The organism is Chitinophaga sp. YR627, assembly GCF_900114995.1.
Taxonomy (GTDB): Bacteria; Bacteroidota; Bacteroidia; order Chitinophagales; family Chitinophagaceae; genus Chitinophaga.
Genome location: NZ_FOUX01000001.1, coordinates 839,164 through 859,060, shown reverse-complemented (window position 1 = coordinate 859,060; position 19,897 = coordinate 839,164). Strand labels below are relative to the sequence as shown.

The 19,897-nt window shown below is 46.2% G+C and carries 17 protein-coding genes; 9 read left to right on the top strand and 8 right to left on the bottom strand.

Going from position 1 to position 19,897, the window contains the following annotated elements; translation table 11 throughout:
- Window position 1: 1 nt before the first annotated feature.
- From BMZ72_RS03030 to BMZ72_RS03020, 3 genes are all read right to left on the bottom strand, one after another.
- Window positions 2–3,181: an efflux RND transporter permease subunit gene (locus BMZ72_RS03030; RefSeq protein ID WP_177222663.1), complete on the bottom strand. Its 3,180-nt coding sequence runs from the start codon at window positions 3,179–3,181 to the stop codon at window positions 2–4.
- 90 nt (window positions 3,182–3,271) lie between these two features.
- Window positions 3,272–4,480, bottom strand: a complete 1,209-nt coding sequence (locus BMZ72_RS03025; RefSeq protein ID WP_089805116.1) for an efflux RND transporter periplasmic adaptor subunit — start codon at window positions 4,478–4,480, stop codon at window positions 3,272–3,274.
- A 133-nt stretch (window positions 4,481–4,613) separates the two neighbouring features.
- Window positions 4,614–5,333 carry a superoxide dismutase gene (locus BMZ72_RS03020; RefSeq protein WP_089805114.1) on the bottom strand — a complete coding sequence of 240 codons (720 nt, stop codon included), beginning with the start codon at window positions 5,331–5,333 and terminating at the stop codon, window positions 4,614–4,616.
- 130 nt (window positions 5,334–5,463) lie between these two features.
- Between BMZ72_RS03020 and BMZ72_RS03015 the strand changes: the two genes are divergently transcribed.
- Window positions 5,464–6,099 carry a helix-turn-helix transcriptional regulator gene (locus BMZ72_RS03015; RefSeq protein WP_089807195.1) on the top strand — a complete coding sequence of 212 codons (636 nt, stop codon included), beginning with the start codon at window positions 5,464–5,466 and terminating at the stop codon, window positions 6,097–6,099.
- A gap of 33 nt (window positions 6,100–6,132) precedes the next feature.
- Here BMZ72_RS03015 and BMZ72_RS03010 read toward each other — a convergent pair whose 3' ends face one another.
- Window positions 6,133–7,113 carry an aldo/keto reductase gene (locus BMZ72_RS03010; protein WP_089805112.1) on the bottom strand — a complete coding sequence of 327 codons (981 nt, stop codon included), beginning with the start codon at window positions 7,111–7,113 and terminating at the stop codon, window positions 6,133–6,135.
- Window positions 7,114–7,317: 204 nt separating this feature from the next.
- On the opposite strand from BMZ72_RS03010, the gene BMZ72_RS03005 reads away from it, so the two are divergent.
- The 4 genes from BMZ72_RS03005 to BMZ72_RS02990 all read left to right on the top strand — a co-directional run bounded on the left by BMZ72_RS03005 (window position 7,318) and on the right by BMZ72_RS02990 (window position 11,046).
- Window positions 7,318–7,734 carry a helix-turn-helix domain-containing protein gene (locus tag BMZ72_RS03005; RefSeq protein ID WP_089805110.1) on the top strand — a complete coding sequence of 139 codons (417 nt, stop codon included), beginning with the start codon at window positions 7,318–7,320 and terminating at the stop codon, window positions 7,732–7,734.
- A gap of 312 nt (window positions 7,735–8,046) precedes the next feature.
- Entirely contained in the window at window positions 8,047–8,505 is a 459-nt protein-coding gene (locus BMZ72_RS03000; protein ID WP_089805108.1) for a hypothetical protein, read from the top strand.
- 170 nt (window positions 8,506–8,675) lie between these two features.
- Window positions 8,676–10,049 (top strand): MFS transporter, encoded by a 1,374-nt coding sequence (locus BMZ72_RS02995; protein ID WP_177222662.1) that lies wholly within the window; start codon window positions 8,676–8,678, stop codon window positions 10,047–10,049.
- Window positions 10,030–11,046: a GntR family transcriptional regulator gene (locus BMZ72_RS02990; protein ID WP_089805104.1), complete on the top strand. Its 1,017-nt coding sequence runs from the start codon at window positions 10,030–10,032 to the stop codon at window positions 11,044–11,046. Before BMZ72_RS02995 ends, BMZ72_RS02990 begins: the two co-directional genes overlap by 20 nt.
- A gap of 84 nt (window positions 11,047–11,130) precedes the next feature.
- On the opposite strand, the gene BMZ72_RS02985 is transcribed toward BMZ72_RS02990, so the two are convergent.
- Together BMZ72_RS02985 and BMZ72_RS02980 are read right to left on the bottom strand one after the other, a co-directional pair.
- Window positions 11,131–11,874, bottom strand: a complete 744-nt coding sequence (locus BMZ72_RS02985; protein WP_218155195.1) for a DUF2625 domain-containing protein — start codon at window positions 11,872–11,874, stop codon at window positions 11,131–11,133.
- Between the two features lie 53 nt (window positions 11,875–11,927).
- Entirely contained in the window at window positions 11,928–12,233 is a 306-nt protein-coding gene (locus BMZ72_RS02980; protein ID WP_089805102.1) for a hypothetical protein, read from the bottom strand.
- Window positions 12,234–12,462: 229 nt separating this feature from the next.
- Between BMZ72_RS02980 and BMZ72_RS02975 the strand changes: the two genes are divergently transcribed.
- The 3 genes from BMZ72_RS02975 to BMZ72_RS36245 all read left to right on the top strand — a co-directional run bounded on the left by BMZ72_RS02975 (window position 12,463) and on the right by BMZ72_RS36245 (window position 14,985).
- Window positions 12,463–13,368: a helix-turn-helix domain-containing protein gene (locus BMZ72_RS02975; RefSeq protein ID WP_089805100.1), complete on the top strand. Its 906-nt coding sequence runs from the start codon at window positions 12,463–12,465 to the stop codon at window positions 13,366–13,368.
- Between the two features lie 100 nt (window positions 13,369–13,468).
- Window positions 13,469–14,518: an NAD(P)-dependent alcohol dehydrogenase gene (locus BMZ72_RS02970; protein WP_089805098.1), complete on the top strand. Its 1,050-nt coding sequence runs from the start codon at window positions 13,469–13,471 to the stop codon at window positions 14,516–14,518.
- A gap of 122 nt (window positions 14,519–14,640) precedes the next feature.
- Window positions 14,641–14,985, top strand: coding sequence for a hypothetical protein (locus tag BMZ72_RS36245; protein ID WP_143087577.1), 345 nt, complete (start codon window positions 14,641–14,643; stop codon window positions 14,983–14,985).
- A 4-nt stretch (window positions 14,986–14,989) separates the two neighbouring features.
- On the opposite strand, the gene BMZ72_RS02960 is transcribed toward BMZ72_RS36245, so the two are convergent.
- Window positions 14,990–15,424 carry a GNAT family N-acetyltransferase gene (locus BMZ72_RS02960; protein ID WP_089805095.1) on the bottom strand — a complete coding sequence of 145 codons (435 nt, stop codon included), beginning with the start codon at window positions 15,422–15,424 and terminating at the stop codon, window positions 14,990–14,992.
- A 92-nt stretch (window positions 15,425–15,516) separates the two neighbouring features.
- On the opposite strand from BMZ72_RS02960, the gene BMZ72_RS02955 reads away from it, so the two are divergent.
- A complete protein-coding gene (locus BMZ72_RS02955) occupies window positions 15,517–16,941 on the top strand; it encodes an aminotransferase-like domain-containing protein (protein WP_089805093.1) in 1,425 nt (474 codons plus the stop codon).
- A 34-nt stretch (window positions 16,942–16,975) separates the two neighbouring features.
- Here the strand turns inward: BMZ72_RS02955 and BMZ72_RS02950 are convergent, their stop codons facing one another.
- Window positions 16,976–19,891 (bottom strand): discoidin domain-containing protein, encoded by a 2,916-nt coding sequence (locus BMZ72_RS02950; RefSeq protein ID WP_089805090.1) that lies wholly within the window; start codon window positions 19,889–19,891, stop codon window positions 16,976–16,978.
- Window positions 19,892–19,897: the final 6 nt, after the last annotated feature.

Below are 19,897 nucleotides of genomic sequence, written 5' to 3'. Positions count from 1 at the left end.
GTCATTCATGCGTTAAAATCAGATCGGCTGTTTCATGTCCCTTCGCCGTATGACGACTATGCGGCTTCGGCGCTCCACTGATACGCTCATGCAACAGCTGAAACAGAATAAATAGAATAGGTATCACAAAGACACCAAACAGCGTCCCTATCAGCATCCCGCCAATAGCGGCTGTACCGATGGACTTATTACTGGCAGCACCTGCGCCACTCGCGAGCATCAGCGGAACCAGTCCGAAGATGAAAGCAAAGGAGGTCATCAGGATCGGACGCAAACGCGCACCCGCACCCGTAATTGCTGCCCTTACCAGGTCTTCTCCACTCCTCCGGTGCATCAGCGCAAACTCCACAATCAGGATAGCGTTCTTCGCCAGCAAGCCAATCAGCATGATCAGACTGATCTGCAAAAAGATATTGTTATCGACGCCAAAGATCTTTGCGAAAATGAATGCGCCCGCCAGTCCTATAGGGAGTGAAAGCAGTACCGCAAAAGGTAGTACGTAACTTTCGTATTGCGCGCAAAGCAGGAAATACACGAATACAAGACACAGCAAAAAGATAAGTAAGGCCTGACTGCCACTGGAAATCTCCTCTTTCGTGATACCCGAAAACTCATACGTATATTGTTTAGGCAGGGTTTGCGCCGCTACTTCCTGGATTGCCCGGATCGCATCTCCGGAACTGTAACCAGGATTGGGCGCACCGGTAACGGAAGCTGAATTAAACAGATTGAAGCGGTTGAGGAACTCCGATCCGTATACGCGTTTCAGTGTAATAAATTCAGAGATCGGCGCCATACGACCTGCCGCATTCCTCACCATGATCTGATGAATACTTTCCGGTGTCGCACGATTCAGGGCATCCCCCTGCACCATCACCCGGTATTGCTTACCGAAACGGTTGAAGTCAGCCGCATAAATACCGCCAAAGTACCCCTGCATCGTACTTAATACAGTATTGACAGGCACACCGGCTTCCTCACAACGGGCTACATTAACATCCAGCTGATACTGCGGGAAACTGTTATTAAAAGAAGTCGCCGCATACTGGATCTCTGGTCGCTGATTCAATGCTCCCAGGAACTTATAGATCGCCCCTCCAAACTCATTCAGATCGCCGGCAGAAAGGTCCTGTAAAGAGAACTCAAAACCATTTGAGCTACCAAACCCCTGAAGGGTCGGCGCTGCAAAAAAGATCACCTGCGCTCCTTTGATATGCGCGGTCCGGCCAAACAGCTGACCGACCACACTACCGATGTCCTGTCCTTTCTTCGCACGCTGTGCCCAGGGTTTTAAGCGGATAAACAAAGCGGCATACGAACCACCAGGACCACTGATCAGGTCCTGCCCTGCCACCCGGCATACAGACTCCACTTCAGGAATACTACCTGCAATACGGGCGACCTCATTGGATAGTTCCGTCGTCCGCTCGAGCGAAGAAGACGGTGGCAATATGATATCTCCGAAGATCGCCCCTCCGTCTTCATTCGGTACGAAACCGGTAGGAATGGTCTTTACCAGGAACCACAAAACCATACTGAATATTACGATAGCACCACCAGCCAGGCATTTACGTTTGATCAGGAAGTGAACCGACCGACGGTATTTACCCGTCATCGCATGAAAAGCGGTATTAAAGCCCGCGTAGAAACGTTGCAATACACCTCTCTTTACTGGTGCATGCGCATCATGCGGTTTAAGGAAAATAGCGCACAACGCCGGACTTAAAGTCAATGCATTCACCGCAGAGATCACAATGGCAATCGCCAGCGTCAGACCAAACTGTTTGTAAAACACCCCGGCAGAACCGCTGATAAAGGAGACCGGCACAAATACTGCCGCCATTACCAGCGTAATAGATACGATCGCACCGCTGATCTCACTCATCGCATGTAATGTCGCCTTCTTTGCAGAAGTAGCGCCCTGGTCCAGTTTGGCATGCACGGCTTCCACCACTACAATGGCATCATCCACCACAATACCGATCGCCAGTACCAATGCGAATAAGGTCAGCAGATTAATACTGAAACCGAAGACCTTCAGAAAAAAGAAAGTCCCGATAATCGCCACCGGTACGGAAATAGCCGGGATCAAAGTAGAACGGAAATCCTGCAGGAAAATAAACACGACAATGAACACGAGTATGAACGCCTCGATCAGTGTATGTACCACCTTTTCAATAGAGGCGTCCAGGAACTCGTTCGCGTTCAGGAAAGGCACATGATAGACGCCCTCCGGAAACTCCTTTGCACTCTCCTCTATAATCTTTTCACATTGGCTGATCAACTCGTGTGCATTCGAACCGGAAGACTGTGACACAGCAATCGCAGTAGCTGCATAACCATCCGTGATCGTTGAACTGGCATAACTCAATGAGCCCATTTCTACCTTTGCAATGTCATTGAGTCGGAGAAACTGTCCGTTCCCGGATGAACGGATAATGATATCGCCAAACTCCTTTGCGGTCTTTAAACGACCTTTATATTTGATCACATACTGAAAAGCCTGTGCACCGTTCTCTCCGAACTTACCAGGCGCTGCTTCAATATTCTGCTCGGAGAGTTTCGCCATCACATCCGCCGGCATCAAACCATGTACCGCCATGACATCTGGCTTTAGCCAGATACGCATGGAATAATCCCTTGCACCATAAATAAACGCATCTCCTACGCCGTTCACCCGCTTTAAACGGGGCATCAGATTAATATTGACATAGTTCTGCAAAAAGGTTTCATCATAAGATTTATTCTTACTGTACACCTCAAAGATGAAGACCTGACTGCTCTGTTTTTTACTGGTGGTTACCCCTGCACGGATCACATCCGCAGGCAATAAACTGGTCGCTTTAGATACCCGGTTCTGTACGTTCACAGCCGCCAGATCGGGATCGGTACCCAGTTTAAAGTAAATGGTGATCGTCGCGCTGCCATCATTACCGGCAGTAGACGTCATGTAACTCATATTCTCCACCCCATTGATCTGTTCCTCCAGCGGAACGATCACAGAATTCATCACCACATCAGCATTGGCCCCCTGAAAGGCAGCCTTTACCTCTACGGTGGGTGGTGCAATCTCCGGATACTGGGAGATCGGCAGGGACAGGAGTCCCAGCAGACCGAGTATCACAATGATCACAGAGATCACTGTTGACAGTACCGGTTTTTCGATAAATTTCCTTAGCATAATTGATAGATTGAAGACAAAGTGATGCCCGTCCCCCGGGTGACGACAGGTCACGGGAGAGCATACATAAAATTTGCCGGTAGAGGTATGTTATTGCTGTGCGAGTGGTTTTGCGGGAACGGGTTTGATCAGCAGACTATCCTTCAGATTGCCCATCCCTTCTGCGACCACCTTATCGCCTGCCTGTAATCCACTTTCGACTACATAGCTATCACCGGTACCAATGTCCATTACATGTACCTCCCGGCTTTTCACCATACCATCCGCCGCTACGACATACACCATCTTCCTGCCCTGCATTTCAAATGTGGCTTTCTGCGGCAGCAGTAATGCGGATGAAAGGTTCATCGGAATTTCCAGGGTAGCACTGCCACCACTACGGATAATACCGGCCGGATTCGGGAATGTAGCCCGGAAACTGATAGCGCCCGTTGATCTGTCGATCATCCCATTCACCGTCTCCACGTGCCCCTGCTCCGGGTAATTAGTCCCGTCAGGAAGTACAAGACTAACTGCCGGCATCTGCTGCAGTTTCTCCTGGATGCTTTGTCCTTTATATTTAGCGGTAAATGCCAGGAACTCTTTTTCATCAAAAGAAAAATAAGCGTAGATGTTGCGGATATTCGACACCATTGTCAGGGCCTGCGGAGCCGAAGGACTCACCAGACTACCAATCTTATTAGGGATGGTACCGACAACGCCGTCTACCGGACTCACAATACGCGTATAACCGATATTGGTATGGGCATTCGCCAGACTGGCCCTTGCCTGCGAGAGGACGGCCTCTTTTGCTTTCAGATTGTATTGTGCAGCTTCCAGCGCGGTAGCCGTAATGATTTCCTTCTTCACCAGCGGCGTCAGATTGCTCACCTGTAATTTTGCGGCGCTTACCTCTGCTTCTGCACTTTGAATGGCCGCGGTAGCTGTTCTGACTTCCTGTTCATATTGTGGCGCATCAATCACAAAAAGCACTTGTCCTTTTTTAACAACCGCTCCTTCATCCACTAATATCTCCCGGATATAACCGTCAATCTTGGGTCTGATCTCGATATTCTGCTGCCCTTCGAGAGAAGCCGGATATTGCACTTTAAGCGTTGTTGGCGCCTGTTGGATTGTATAGATAGGAAACTCCTGCGGACCGTTATTGGCATATCCGTTTTCGGCTTGTCCGCATGAGCCCAGCAATAACAAAGAAAGCGCAGCTGGAATAATATACATAGCAGAGAAGCAGCCAGTAAGGCACAAAGCGCCGCCAGTGCCGGGAGATGCCTGTCTCCCGGCCTTCATATGATTGGTCATTTCGTAAATGTTTAATAGTTGATCCGATCCTCGTCAAACAGGCATGACAATCCCATGCCGCAGCTTTATTTTTTTGCGGCGTTTAAATGCTAACCTGTATCTGAAGGGAAGAAATAGTACTGATCCTAAACGATCAATACCTGCTGGAAAGGTGGGTTATTCTGGCTTTCTGATAACGCTCATTAGCGACATCCCAGTTGACAAGTTTCCAGAAACCGGCGATATAATCAGGACGTTTGTTCTCGTAGTGCAGATAATAGGCGTGCTCCCATACGTCCAGTCCTAATAAGGGTTCGCCCGGAATGATCTCTGGTAATTTCATTAAGGGATTGTCCTGATTCGCAGTAGAAGTGATCTTTAATTTTTTCTCTTCGGATGACCAGATCAGCCATGCCCAACCGGAACCAAAACGCGTAGTTGCTGCTTCGGTGAACTTCGTTTTGAACTGCTCAAAAGAACCGAATTCTTCATTGATCCCAACTGCCAGCTCCCCGACTGGTTGTCTGTTATCAGGCTTCTTGCCCAGGATAGCCGGAAAATCCAGTTCCTTCATCTTTTTAACCTCTTCCAGCGACACATCAGGTAGCGAAGGAGGAGACAGCAAGGACCAGAAAAGACTGTGGTTATAATGTCCGCCCCCATTATTACGGATAGCCACTGGCAGGTCTTTGATAATGGCGAACAGCTCTTCCAGTGACAAAGGCACATAAGGCGTATCTGCCAGGGCTTTATTCAGGTTATCTACATAGGCCTGATGGTGCCTGGAATGATGTATCGTCATGGTCCGGGTATCGAAAACGGGTTCCAGTGCATTATATGCATATGGAAGCGATGGTAGTGAATGAATAGCCATGTTTATGATGATTTATACTACAAAAGTAGACAAAGAAACTATTAAACCAAATAAACACTTGGTTTATTATGATTATTGGCGCATTGATTTTCTCTATATTTGCATTAACCAAATATTTACTTTGTTTTTTATGAAAATGACACTACCGGATAATGAGAGAGCGGTTTGGATTCTGAAGACAAAAGGTCCTCTGCCATTGATCGAACTGGCTAAAGACCTGAATATCACAACGGAAGGAGCTCGTTTTCAGTTAATTAAACTGGCCAATGAAGGGCTTGTAGAGACAAGGAGCGAGTCCAAGGGAAAGGGGCGGCCGCAACAGGTATGGTCGCTTACTTCATTAGGACACGCCCGTTTCCCGGATGCCCATGCTGACCTGACGGTAAAGCTCATCCTGAAAATGCGGGATACTTTGGGTGAAAATGCCCTGCTGGAAGTCATTGAAGCCAATGGCCGGGATGGGAAGGAGAAATACCTGAAAGAACTGGCCAACGTGTCAGACCTGGAAGGAAGGATCGGCGGACTAGCCCATATCAGGGATAATGAGGGATATATGGCTACTTATGTAAAAGATGAAGAAGGCTATCTGCTGATAGAGAATCACTGTCCGATCTGTGCTGCTGCCACAGCATGTATGGGTTTCTGCAAATCGGAACTGGACACATTCAGGGCTGTTCTGGGGGATAAGGTATCTGTTGAAAGAGTAGACCACATCCTGGCAGGCGCCAGACGTTGCGCCTACAGAATAAAGGACCATGCCAGGTAAGCATCGGGCATGATCCTCCAAATATATCTGATATTATTTACCTACCCTGGCCATCAGGTGCTGTGGATACCTCGCTCCCTGAATAGTAATGGCGTCCGTAGCCTTCTCAATGGCGGTTAATTCATCAGCAGATAATTCGATATTGATAGCACCGATATTCTCCTGTAACCTGCTCAGTTTTGTAGTACCTGGAATCGGGACAATCCCTTCTCCCTGCGCCAGCAGCCATGCCAGGGCAATCTGTGCAGGTGTCGCCTGCTTTTCGGCAGCAATATCCTTTAATAAATCTACTACTACCTGATTCAGGCGTCTGTTCTCCTCAGAAAATCTTGGTACGACATTCCTGAAATCTGTGCTGTCAAACTGTGTGCTTTCATTGATCGCACCGGTTAAGAAGCCTTTACCCAGCGGACTAAAAGGCACAAAACCAATATTAAGCTCTTTTAACACAGGTATAATCTCCTGCTCAGGTTCTCTCCACCACAATGAATATTCGCTTTGCAAGGCAGTCACCGGTAATACGGCATGCGCCCTGCGGATCGTAATGGCACCTGCTTCAGAAAGTCCCCAGTGTCTCACCTTGCCCTCTTTGATCAGCTCCGCAACAGTACCTGCCACTTCTTCGATTGGTACATTTGGATCTACCCTATGCTGATAGAAAAGATCGATATAATCGGTTTTCATTCTTTTTAATGCTGCTTCTGCAACAGCCCTGATATTGGCTGGTGTGCTGTCCATGCCCTGATCCGGCTTTCCCTGTTTAAATCCGAATTTTGTAGCAATCACTACTTTATCACGAAACGGTGCCAGCGCCTCTCCTAACAGTTCTTCATTGGCAAAAGGACCATACGCCTCTGCTGTATCAAAGAAAGTGATCCCTGCATCAAAAGCAGCATGTAACAGGGGAATAGCATCTTTTTTATCAGTCGCAGGACCGTAAGCAAAACTCAGTCCCATACAACCCAGACCCAATGCGGATACTTCCAGCCCGTTCCCTAAAATTCTCTTCTTCATAAAAGTATTTTATCAGATAATTATTTATGTTTCGCAAAAGAAACGATGAAGTAGATTTTCCCTTGCAATAATGCAAAGTTCCGTTGCTTTTAGTTGCAGATTGGTATACCAATTACTGTTTTACCTACCAATATTATCTGCAGGAGCCGGCGGTTGAAGATCATATTGATGGGAGAAGTACCTTTATAATGCAAATTGTCTCCAATGGAAGAAATCATCAGACTTGAAAGTGTTGCGCAATACAATGCAATACGTGGGGTAGAAACCCTTCATCCGCTTATTACCATCGTCGATGTAGAAAAATTTGAAACCCTGCTCAGCGAATATTTTCAATCCACACAGCCACAAACAAACGGACTACCTTCAGTCGCCTGGAGTGCCGGACAATTACATTTATCAGCTAATTATTTCGGAGATCTGATCAGGAAAGAAACAGGTAAATCGGCACAGGATTATATCCAGGCGAAGGTGATCGATATAGCAAAAGAGAAGGTATTCGAACGCGACAAATCGATCGGGGAGATCGCATATGAACTGGGCTTTAAATATCCGCAGCACTTTACACGATTATTTAAACAACGCGTTGGCCATACACCAAATGAATACCGCAGACTCAATTAATAAACAGCTAAAGAAAGAGCTTCAGCTACTCCGTCTGATATCGTGTGTACATATAACTACGCTTTTAAATTCAGCCATTTATAAAGTTATCAATAGTCAAGACCATATTCTCCTGCCAGGTCCCAGTATTTTTCAGATATTCCGGCATACAGTTACCCCAAGGAAGCGCAGGGCCTGATTGATTTTCTCCATTTCAGGATCAACATGCTCACTCCCAATAAAAGCATTGGCATGCTGTGAAACCCAAACCGCCGAAGTAGCTATTTCCTGAAAGAGCAGCATGAAATGTTACAACTTCCGTAATTTTACGCCATGGGATTATTCGACTTCTTATTCAAAAAACCTGTTATTGTGAATGACGCACTTTTCGGAGAGCTACGCTTCATAAATACCAGGGATAAAGCCATGAATTTCTTCGAGGCATATACATTCTTCCAACCTTCCAACGGCAACATTGAAATACACATAGAAGGTAATCTGCCTGGTCCGGATGAGGAGCAAAAGCAATTTTTTGTTGCACTTCAGGAAGACTATGACAAATATATTCCGCAGATACAGACGGCGATCGAAACAGAATTCCGCCACTGGGAAAAAGATTTTACAATAAAACATTTCAAACAGGAATTTACCCCTGTATTTCTGGAGATCCCCCGCTTCAACCAGGAACGCTCCATCTGGTCGATCTCTTTTGACACCACAAATGGCAAAGGTCATGAGATCGTGGTATACTTCCATGATGGCGAAATCGATGAAGTCGTTATTGACGGATGATCCGCTAAGATCACTATTTTATACCAGGACGGCAGGCAATTGTCCTGCCAGCAGATCAATTTATAGTCCAAAATAGCACAAATAACTATTTACAGGCAATAAAAACGATTGTTTGTACCAAAATTATTCAAATGGCAATTCAAATGAAATGTCATTTATACTTTTGCAGTATGAAGTTGTTGAATAAAAAATTGATACTGGTCATCGCCTCTATGGGCATTTTTGTAGAAGCACTGGATATCGCAATCATTAATCTGGCGCTGCCAAAGATCGAAAAGGACCTGGGATTAACAAATGATTCAAGCTATAAACTTCAGAGCGTATATGTCCTTATCTATGGATGTTTCCTTATCCTTGGTGGTAAATTATCGGATTTTACAGGCCGAAAAACGGTCTTTTTATGGGGTGCCACAATATTCCTGCTGACCTCCTTAGGCGCCGGCCTATCTCAGACCTACCATTCCCTCCTGCTCTTCAGGACATTACAGGGACTGGGTGCGGCATTGATCATGCCCTCCGCATTCTCCATCGTCAATTATTATTTCACTGAGTCCCGGGAACGCAGCAGGGCCATCGGGATCTTTGGTTCTTTTGCAGCTACAGGGTCGGCAGCCGGCCTGTCCGTCGGAGGGATCATAGCCAGTTACCTCGGCTGGTCATGGGTTTTCCTGATCAATGTACCGATCCTGCTGATCATCATCGTGATCGCTTATCTATACCTGGAAAAGGATGTAAAGTCCAACAGCAAACTGCCCGATATTCCCGCAGCTATTGCCCTGGTCGTATCGATGCTTTCGCTGACCTGGGCCACCGAACTATTATCAAAACCGGTCGAAAACAGGCTGAAAATCGCCGGATTTCTGTTATTACTGGTCGTGACTACTTTATACCTGTATAAACGCCTTAAAACACAGCCTATACCGCTTTTAGACCTGAAAGTACTGGCCCTGCCCTCCCTGAGAAAAGGAAACACGCTTTTCATCCTGTTGGGCGCCCTTTTTACAGGATATCTCTTCATTATGAGCTTCCTTATTCAGCAGAACTTCCATTTCTCTGCCGCTGAATCAGGATTTATCATGATGCCCTTCAACATCCTATCTATACTGATAGGTCGCTTCGGTCTGCCCGTATTATCCCACAGAATGCCCGCCAGAACGATTGCGCTCCTCGGTGCTGCATCTATGCTGGCAGGAACACTCTCACTGGTTGCAGCTGTACAATACCACAGCCTTTTCTTTCTATTGGCAGGCGGCTCCCTGATCGCCGGTGTAGGCATGACACTCTGTTTTACAGGCTATTCTGTTATCGCTATGGACAAAGTGCCTACCGAGCAACTGGGCGTAAGTGGCAGTCTGACCACCACGGCGTATTTTGTAGGAGGCGGTATCGGACTACCCGTGGTTTCCATGTTCATGAGTAATACAGTTGGTGAATGGAATAGCAGACCGGTACTAGTGCTCTGTGCAATTGCATCAGGCAGTATTACATTGCTCTCATTTCCCAATTCTTTGCTATTTTCCCGGAATGAAAGACTTGCAGATTGATACAAATAGCAAAATTCCCGTTTACATCCAGATCGCGGAGTCCATTATGGCTGCCGTACGCGATGGTCTGTTAACCCGCGACCAGCAAATACCCTCTATCAATGAACTGAGTGAACAATACCTCCTTTCCAGAGGTACCGTAGAAAAAGCGTATAAAGAGCTGAGAGATAAGAAGGTCATCATCTCTGTGAAGGGAAAGGGTTATTTCATCAACCGGACCGATATAGCGATCCCGCTGCGCGTCCTACTGCTATTCAACAAAATAAGTAACTATAAAAAACAGGTCTATAATGCTTTTGTAAAGACATTGGGCGACAATGTATTTGTAGACCTGCATATTCATCACCATAGCGTGGCACTCTTTGAGAATCTGATCAGCAATCACCTGGGGGACTATGATTATTATGTCATCATGCCTCACTTTTACGAACAACCGGAAAAAGTGCTGGAAATACTAAAAAAGATACCACCCGGACAACTGATCCTGCTGGACAAAGACGCGCAGGAGCTGAAAGGACAATATGGTATTGTTTTTCAGAACTTTGAAAAAGATATCTACGAAGCCTTACATGAAGCTTTACCAGCGTTGAAGAAATATAACAGCCTTGTCTTTGTAAATCCCGGATTCACCCCCTATCCTCCCGAGATTGAAAAAGGATTCAGGTACTTCTGTCGGATGCAGGATTTCAATTTCTCCGTCATAGAGGGTATTGAAATGCATACGCCGGTGACGCAGGGACAGGCTTATATTATTATCGAAGAAACAGACCTGGTGAACCTGGTCAAGATCTGTCGGAACAATCAGCTGAAGATCGGAGAAGATGTAGGGATCGTTTCTTATAATGAGACACTCCTGAAGGAGATCTTACTGGACGGGATCACGGTTATTTCCACCGATCATGAAGAGATGGGAGCTGCAGCAGCATTGATGATCAAGGATAAGAAACTCGGACGTGTAAAGAATCCTTTCAGACTGATCCTACGGAATTCATTGTAGCCATATTTCCTGCTCAGCAAGGGTAAACGCCGAAAATCTATCTATGATAAATCCGGCGTTTACCCTGGACAAATAACACTATTATTACTTTCCGATGCCCAGTTGCTCCCTGAAACTCATATTCATCTCATACTGCTCCTGCACGGGAACTGCCTTCCTTGACACCTTATTGATATCCTTTCCCTCCTTCGTAAACAGCATCGGTAGGAAATTATAGGTTTCATTCCCATCCAATCTGGCTACTTCCTCTTCCCATTGATTCCATCTCAGTGTCTTGTAAAAATCAGCCAAATCGCCATTAAAGCAGAAAGACAAAAAATCACTATAGGACAGATCGAGCGCTTCCCTGTCCAGGTTATCAGGTGCGAGATAATACACTTTACCAGGATCAGGTCCCAGAGCGCCGCCATTGACAGCAAAGAAGCCTCCTGCAGCATCATCCGCAATCAACAGGAATTGTGGTACTTCTCCTGTTTCTTTGAACGACTTACCAAGATTCCACTCAGGTAATGACCTGTTCAGACGTGCATGGCCGGAACCCAATATCCGTATCCAGCCGTGATCGATCAGCAAACCACCCGTAGCATATATAATAGCGCCCATAGGCGACCGTGTGGTCACCTGTGTCTGGTATAAGGCCGCTTTTGCCTTTGCCGTATCACAAGGCAGGATTTCTACCTTATTTTTCGCTTTACCTATCCATTCCTGTACCAGGTCCCATCCCGGTTCTTTTGTATTGATCAGGTCTTCTATATTTTTCATTTGTCTTTGCGCAAAAATGTTTGCCGAAAAAAAAGTGATCACCAGGATCAAAAATAAGTTTTTCATGATGCAATACATTACGGGAAATTTAATGAAGACTTTTACTGATGGTGGCAGGACTATCGCTGATGCATATCTTCTCCGGGAAGACGGCTGATCTGCCAGGGCCCGCGTGCTGTTCTGCGAATGGCTCTATACCCTGGTGGCAGATCGGCAATATCCAGTAAATCTGGCTCTAGTGAAATAGCCTCTCCTAAGCCTATTATGTTATAGTCCTCATCTTCTATACCCTGTGTCTTACCCGTAAATTCCCACATACCATCCTCCTCATGATGAAACACATATAGAATAGGCTCATACTTATGCATGACCCATTTGGTAACAATAACGACTGTCGTCAGCTTATCGGGGAACTGTTTATTCATAGTTGTTTCTTCAGGGGATTTTTGCCAATAGTGCCTATTTGTTCATTCAGCTCGGCCATCAAAGGAAATGGGATGTTTGAACATACAGCACAGCAGATTTTGTATCCAAAGAAAACTATAACGCTGGTGCAAAGAAGAATGTTCATCTGCCTGATAAATAAATACACCCCGTCATTCTTATTTGATTTTACCAATCCAGTCGCCGCCGGATAACGTAGCTTTGAATAATATGGGCAACAAACAAAAACAGTTAAACTATAAAGCTGCTATAGACACGATACCCGATTCCTTCAGGAAAGAGATCGGCCGCTTCAACGTGTTTTTTATTAACCATGATAATGATGAGCGATTTGACGGTGAATTATATGGCCGGAAGGGCTTGTATAAGATAAGTCTGCTAAAAGGCAATACCAAACTATTCTATGCTGACAAAAATATTGAATTTGAAAAATATGCCCTGCTTTTCTCAAATCCGAATATACCATACTCATGGGAATTCGTCGGTAGCAATCATACCAGCTTCTTTTGTGTGTTTACAGAATCTTTTATAGACCAGTTCGGAATGATAAAGACTTACCCTGTCTTCATGCCAGGAAACTATCCATTATTCGAACTGACGGACACACAATTCATCAGCTTTGAAAAAATCTTTCTGGAGATGCAGCAAGAGATCAGGACAGACTTTCCTTACAAATATGATGTCCTACGTACCAAGGTGCTGGAACTCATACATGCCGCACTTCGCTTACAGCCTGCAGAGCCGCTGAAAATCACAGATACAGGTGGATCAAAGCGCATTGCCTCTCTTTTTACAGAACTTCTCGAAAGACAGTTTCCGATAGAATCTACCCAACAGCAAATGGAAGTACGTCGGCCGGCCGACTTCGCTGATAACTTATCTGTTCATGTGAACCATCTGAACCGCGCCCTCAAAGAAACAACGGGAAGGACCACCTCTCAGCTGATCGCTGAAAGGATCCATCAGGAAGCGAAATCATTGTTGCTGCACACCGAATGGAGTATCGCGGAAATAGCCTGGTGTCTGGGATTTGAAGAACTCTCCAACTTTATCAACTTCTTCAAACGCGTCGAAAAACTCCCGCCCAAGTCATTCAGGACCTCCAACAAACAATAAACAGCGTTTACGCATTGTTTGATTTTAATAACTTTTGATTTGATTGTACCAAGTTCCCCGTGATCACTACGCATAATTTAGCGCTTCTAAATAATACAACATGTTAGCAGCAAAAGGTTATGCGGCGCAAAGCGCCAATGCAACATTAGCACCATGGGACTTTGAAAGAAGAGATGTAGGACCACATGATGTACAGATCGACATTTTATATTGCGGTGTCTGCCATTCTGATCTGGCGCAGATCAACAACGAATGGTTTCCCGGTATCTTCCCGATGATACCTGGTCATGAGATCGTTGGCCGCGTTGTGAAAGTCGGCGAACACGTAAAAAACTTCAAACCGGGAGATCTGGCAGGCGTGGGTACACTGGCTAACTCCTGCGGCAAATGCAGCCATTGTGAAGACGGACTGGAAGTATATTGTGAGAACGGCGTCATCCCCACTTATAATGGTATCGACAGATACAGAGATAATCTCCCGACCTACGGCGGATACTCCAATACCATCGTAACCGATGAATCCTTTACATTACGTATCTCCGAAAAACTGAACCTTGCGGCAGCAGCACCGCTATTGTGTGCCGGTATTACCACCTACTCTCCCATGAAACACTGGAAGGTGGGTAAAGGCCACAAAGTAGCAGTACTCGGCCTGGGTGGACTCGGACATATGGCCGTGAAGTTCGGCATAGCACTCGGCGCAGAAGTGACCATCCTCAGCACCTCTCCCCACAAAGCCAGCGACGCCAAAAAGCTGGGCGCACATCATTTCGTGGTAACCAGCAACGCAGAAGAAGTAGAAAAAGTAAAAGCCTCCTTTGACTTTATCATCGATACTGTAAGCGCAGAACATGACTTCGACTTCTACCTGTCACTGTTAAGACTGAATGGCGTGCATATCCTGGTAGGTATCCCACCTGCAGGCTTCACGATTAAAAGTGTTGGCATGTTCCAGCTGGGACGGAAGAGTGTAGTAGGTTCTGCTAGCGGCGGCTTACCTGAAACACAGGAAATGCTGGACTTCTGCGCGGAACACAACATTGTTTCCGACATTGAACTGATCGATATGAAAGACATTCATACAGCATTTGACAGAATGACCAGAGGAGATGTGAAATACCGCTTTGTAATTGATATGGCTACACTGTAGTACCAGGTAATAACCAGTAAAAAACAACACGCCTCCTGTATAATGCAGGAGGCGTGTTCGCTATGTCATGATACTTTCGGTAATATTCTGTACATTGCCCATACCGCTAAACGGTTTTCTTCATGGGCGCTTATAATATCCTTATTACAGATATAACATGCAGTTACTGCAATACTTCCCACGAAGTAAAAGTACAGTTTAAATATGGACTCACCTGGCAGCTTGACTTCCGTATTGGCGAGCGGATACAATGGGAGACCAGGTACGATATTGGTACCCCTGGTACTGAAAAAGTAAAAGTATACGGAATACGGGAGTCCGATCCGGTATGTCCCCATTGCGGACATCCAGAAGATGAGGAATATGACATTATAGTTGAAAAAGATATCATCAAAAGCATGTCTCCTATGAAAAACCCACAAGACTATCTAAATGATGATGAAGGTTGTTTTGTGATAATAAGCTAATACGCTATTCCCGTACCTGCAAATGAACATCCGGCTGATGTACCTCCAGCACATTAGCAGGATATTTGAGATCCTTAAAATCAAACTGCCTGTACAACCCATGCGCATCACTCGTATTTAACATCTTTCTCCTCAGCCGCTTCGACCATGGCAACCCCATAATATGCCCCACCATTTCTTTGGAAATACCCTGTCCACGATACTCCGGCAATACAAATATATCCGCAAACCATCCGAAGGTATAATAATCCGTAATCACACGCCCGAAGCCTACCTGCTGATCTCCGATAAAAGCACCGACACAAAATGAATTCGCCAGTGACTGTTCCACAAACGTATAAGAGATGCCTTTTGCCCAGTAAGAATCTTCCGATAGAAAACGGTGTATCATCTGTATATCCATATGCTCTATACCAGTTCTGATAATGATCGCTGACATAATAATTGTTTGTTTCTACAAAAGTATAGCTGAGCACTCAATGAATACAGTCTCAGTTTGCACTATCTTTATGGACACAGTTGACATCCTACATGAAAAATGATTTCTTATACATAGAAATATCCAATAGGCTCGGCGAACTGATAAAGAAACAGGTACTGAAACCGGGAGACCGCTTACCGTCTGTCAGAAACCTCTGTCAGGAATATGGTATCAGCATGAATACAGCCAAAAGGATCTTCCTCGAACTGGAAGCCCAGTCACTGATTGAATCCCTTCCGCAATCAGGGTACTATGTATGTCAGCAGCCCACCCGCAGACTCCCCCTACCCGATATCAGCAACCCCTCTGGAAGGGTCAGCAACAAAGAACCGGAAGAACTGATCAGCAGGGTCTATGCGAATATCGGCAATACCGCACTAACGCGCTTCTCCGTAGGGGTACCGGCAAATGAATTACTACCATTGGCGAAGCTCAGCAAAGAACTGATCAACGCAACAAGAAACCTGACTGATGGTGGCACTGCTTATGAAACACTACAGGGCAATGAGAAACTGAGAAGAGCGATTGCAGCCCGTTCCATCTACTGGGGTGGTAACCTGCAGCACGATGACCTTATCACCACTGCCGGTGGTATGAACGCCCTCTCCTTCTGTATAATGGCGCTGGCAAAACCCGGAGACACTATCGCTATAGAAAGTCCCTGTTATCCCGGTACGCTCCAACTCGCCAAAAGCCTGGGCCTGAAGGTCCTGGAATTACCAACACACCCTACCACGGGTATCGAGATCTCCGCACTGAAAAAAGTCGTTGGCAAAATCGATCTCTGTCTGCTGGTCCCGAATTTCAACACACCTCTCGGCAGTTACATGCCGGAAGAAAACAAGCAGGCGATCGTCGAATTGCTCGCCAGACATAAAGTCCCGCTCATAGAAGACGATATCTATGGAGACCTGTATTTCAGCGGACACAGACCTGGTTGTTGCAAAGCATTTGATAAGGAAGGAATGGTACTCTGGTGCAGCTCTGTCTCTAAAACACTCGCTCCCGGATACCGGGTAGGCTGGGTGGCGCCCGGAAAATTCAAAGACAAAATATTGAAACTAAAACTGGTCCACGCGATCTCTGCTCCTGCCATCACACAAGAGGCAGTCGCCAACTTTCTTACCAGCGGGCATTACGAAAATCATCTCCGGAAATTCAGAAGAATACTGCATAACAATTATCAGCAGTATGCAGCATGTATCGCAGCTTATTTCCCGGAGGGAACAAAAACCAGCAGACCTCAGGGAGGCCTCTCTATCTGGGTGGAATTAGATAAAGAGATTAACACAACGGAACTCTTCGACCTGGCCATGAAACAGAAAATAAGCATTGCCCCAGGCCGGATGTTTTCTTTACAGGATCAGTTTGAAAACTGCATGCGACTTTCTATCGGATTAAGCTGGTCCGAAGACATCAAACGGAACCTAAAACTCCTCGGCAACCTGGCAAAACAAATCAAAGCTTCCCGATAAGGGGAAGCTTTGATGCAATGGAACAAAAGACCAGCTATTTATGATTATAAGGTGTAACGATCAGTTTATACTTTCCATTCTCCAGCAATTGCTTTTCAAAAGTGATCTCCAGCTGCTTACTCTCGCCTTTCAGCAAAGTGAAATAGTTGTCACTCATTAACACCGGCAATACCCGCTCATTGTTATCCGCCCTTACCAGCTGCGCACATACTGCGAATGCTGGTCCTGCAGCATTAGAAGGGTTGCTCACCGTCGCCGTAATACGGGTACTATCACCCACCTGCACCGCCTTCGAACTCACTTTCAGCTGTACAGCCGGCAGTTGATTCAAAGCTGTATAGTCTCCATTCCGGCTACCTCTCCAGTAGAAATTATCAGATTGCAGATTGCCTTTCGCATCACTCAGCCGCAGCCGTATAAACTGCACATCTGAAAGCGTGGCGCTACGTTTACCATATACCTCAAACTCATACAAAGAATAACCCCACTGTGATGCCCGCTTACGTCCCAGCATCCTTACATAACGCGCCTTTACCGGCTGTAAAGAGAGGGTTTCCGTACCGCCTTTACTGGTATCCGTCTGATAGACGTCTCTCCAGGATTGTGCATCATCGGAGACCTGTAAACTATATGCCGCCGCATGTGCATCCTCCCATACCAATACGACATTTCTGATCTCCTGCGTTACACCCAGATCCACATAGATCCATTCATTGTCATTATAGTTACTGCTCCAGCGGGAACCTACACTACCATCCACCACCGCAGCTGCGCCAGCACTCTCTGGTGATGAAGAGGAAGCAACTACTGATTTTTTAAACGCCAGATTATCCGCATTAAAATTCAGGTCGAAACAAGGTGTTGTATTGTTCGCAGGAGCACTGATAGTCGCCGTCTGACCAATCTGTTTAGCAACCGTTCCATCCATATTATAGACAATCGCTTCCGCCTTCAGATGACTATAATTCTGTAAAGTAGTATTCACCACCTTCACAGAATTATCTGCCGCACTCCACTGGATATGTAAAGGCTCACAGGCCTTTTTCACCCCCCAGTAAGCACCTGTCAGGTCATAGTAATAGTCGTAGGTCTGCCATACCATACTCGGATAAGCAGACTGACTCATCCAGGTCATGATACCCGAAGCATCATTCCACATATTATGTAACCAACCCTCATACATCGCCTTATTGACTTCAATATTCACCAGCTGGGCCTTGCGGCAATAGTCTTCAATACCACTGGCGGTACCGTATCCTTTATTGATCGCGTCGTCATATCTGTCCGGACCGGCATTAGCTGCCGACGGGCCAAAGAAGTGCATATCCCACATTTTATTACGCGGCCACCAGCTGCTATCAGGCATAAACTGTTTAAAGCTTTCAAAAGAAGGGAATACCGCTGTACCGATCTCTGTACGAAGTCCCCATCCGGGCGTACCGCCAAATCCACCGGGGAATCTGGTAAAATACCAGGCTGGTGCAAAGTTCGTCCACGGACCACTACCTGTCAAACCATCAGAATGGGAGTTCGCCTGATACAAACGGTCATTACCATCAAAGGTACTGACGTCCTCCTTCAACCAGTTATTCAGTGGCGGTAAAGGATAGCCCTCATTGTCGCCACACCATACCGCAATACTCACATGATTACGCAACCGCCTGATCTTCTCCACCGCATTCTTATTGAAAGCGAAGATATCTTTCGGCAGATTCGGATGCGAATTCAGCCAGAAATCATCCCATACCAGCAAGCCATATTTATCACAGGCCTCGTAGAATTCTTCATCTGTCGTGCTCCCGATCCAGTTCCGCACCATATTAAAATTCATCTCTTTGTGCAGCTTTAGCTTTGTATCATACTCGCTGCCACGGCAACGTAACAGATACTCTGACATACCCCAGTTACCACCTTTGATAAAGATCGGCTGGCCATTGATATGTATATGCAATACACCTCCAATCGTATCATAGCTGAAACGTCTCACACCGAAAGTCACTTTACGACTATCTGAGACACTGTCTTTTTCAGTGAATTGCAGGTCACAGGTATATAACGGCTGACTACCATACCCATTAGGCCACCAAAGTGCAGGATGGGCTATTTCAGGCTGAAAGGAGACCTGTTCCGTCTGTCCGGCAGATAGCTTTACATTTTTGGAGAAACGGATATTACCGGGCTGAATAGTGCCGGAAATCGTACCCTCCCTTAGCTGTGCTGAATGATTGTCCAGTTCCATCGAAACGCTCAATTTAGCCAGTGAGCTATCAGCAGTACTGGTACGTACCCACGGGTCCTGAATAGTAACCGCCCCGGAGCCGGTAATGTATACATCATCCGTAATACCCATGTTCAGTCCGGGCACATAAGGCATCCAGTCCCAGCTGGCGCTGGAGATATACGTCGGACTGGAATAGTTCACGATGGGCGTACCGGGCCAGCTGACCAGTAAAGCCAGCACATTTGGCTGATCATAGCGTAAAATGTCTGTCACATCAAAGTGTCCTCTGTCCATAAATCCATCCAGTAAACCCAGGCGATGACCATTCAGAAAAACTTCCGCCTTCCGGTTCACGCCTTCAAAGTTGAGCCATTGCTGCTCCCCTGCCTTCCGGCGCGAAAAGGTAAAAGTACTGCGATACCAGAAATCCCGGTCATACTTCGCTTTATCTACCTTATAAATATTATCCGCATAATTGGGATCCTTCTCCAGTCCGGCGGCTACAAATGAGCCAAATACCGTCCCTGGCACAATACCTTTCACCCAGTTCTGGTCATTATAAGTACTGGTATGAATATCCGTCGTCTGTCCCAGCTCCGCTGCCGCTTTTACTTTCCAGGTCACGGCCGCATTGCTGCTGTTTAAGGTCATGATCTTCTCCTGTCCCTTTGCTGCCAGGCATAATATCCCTAAGACCGCTGACAGCGCCCATCGTTTGTTTCTGAACATTTTAGC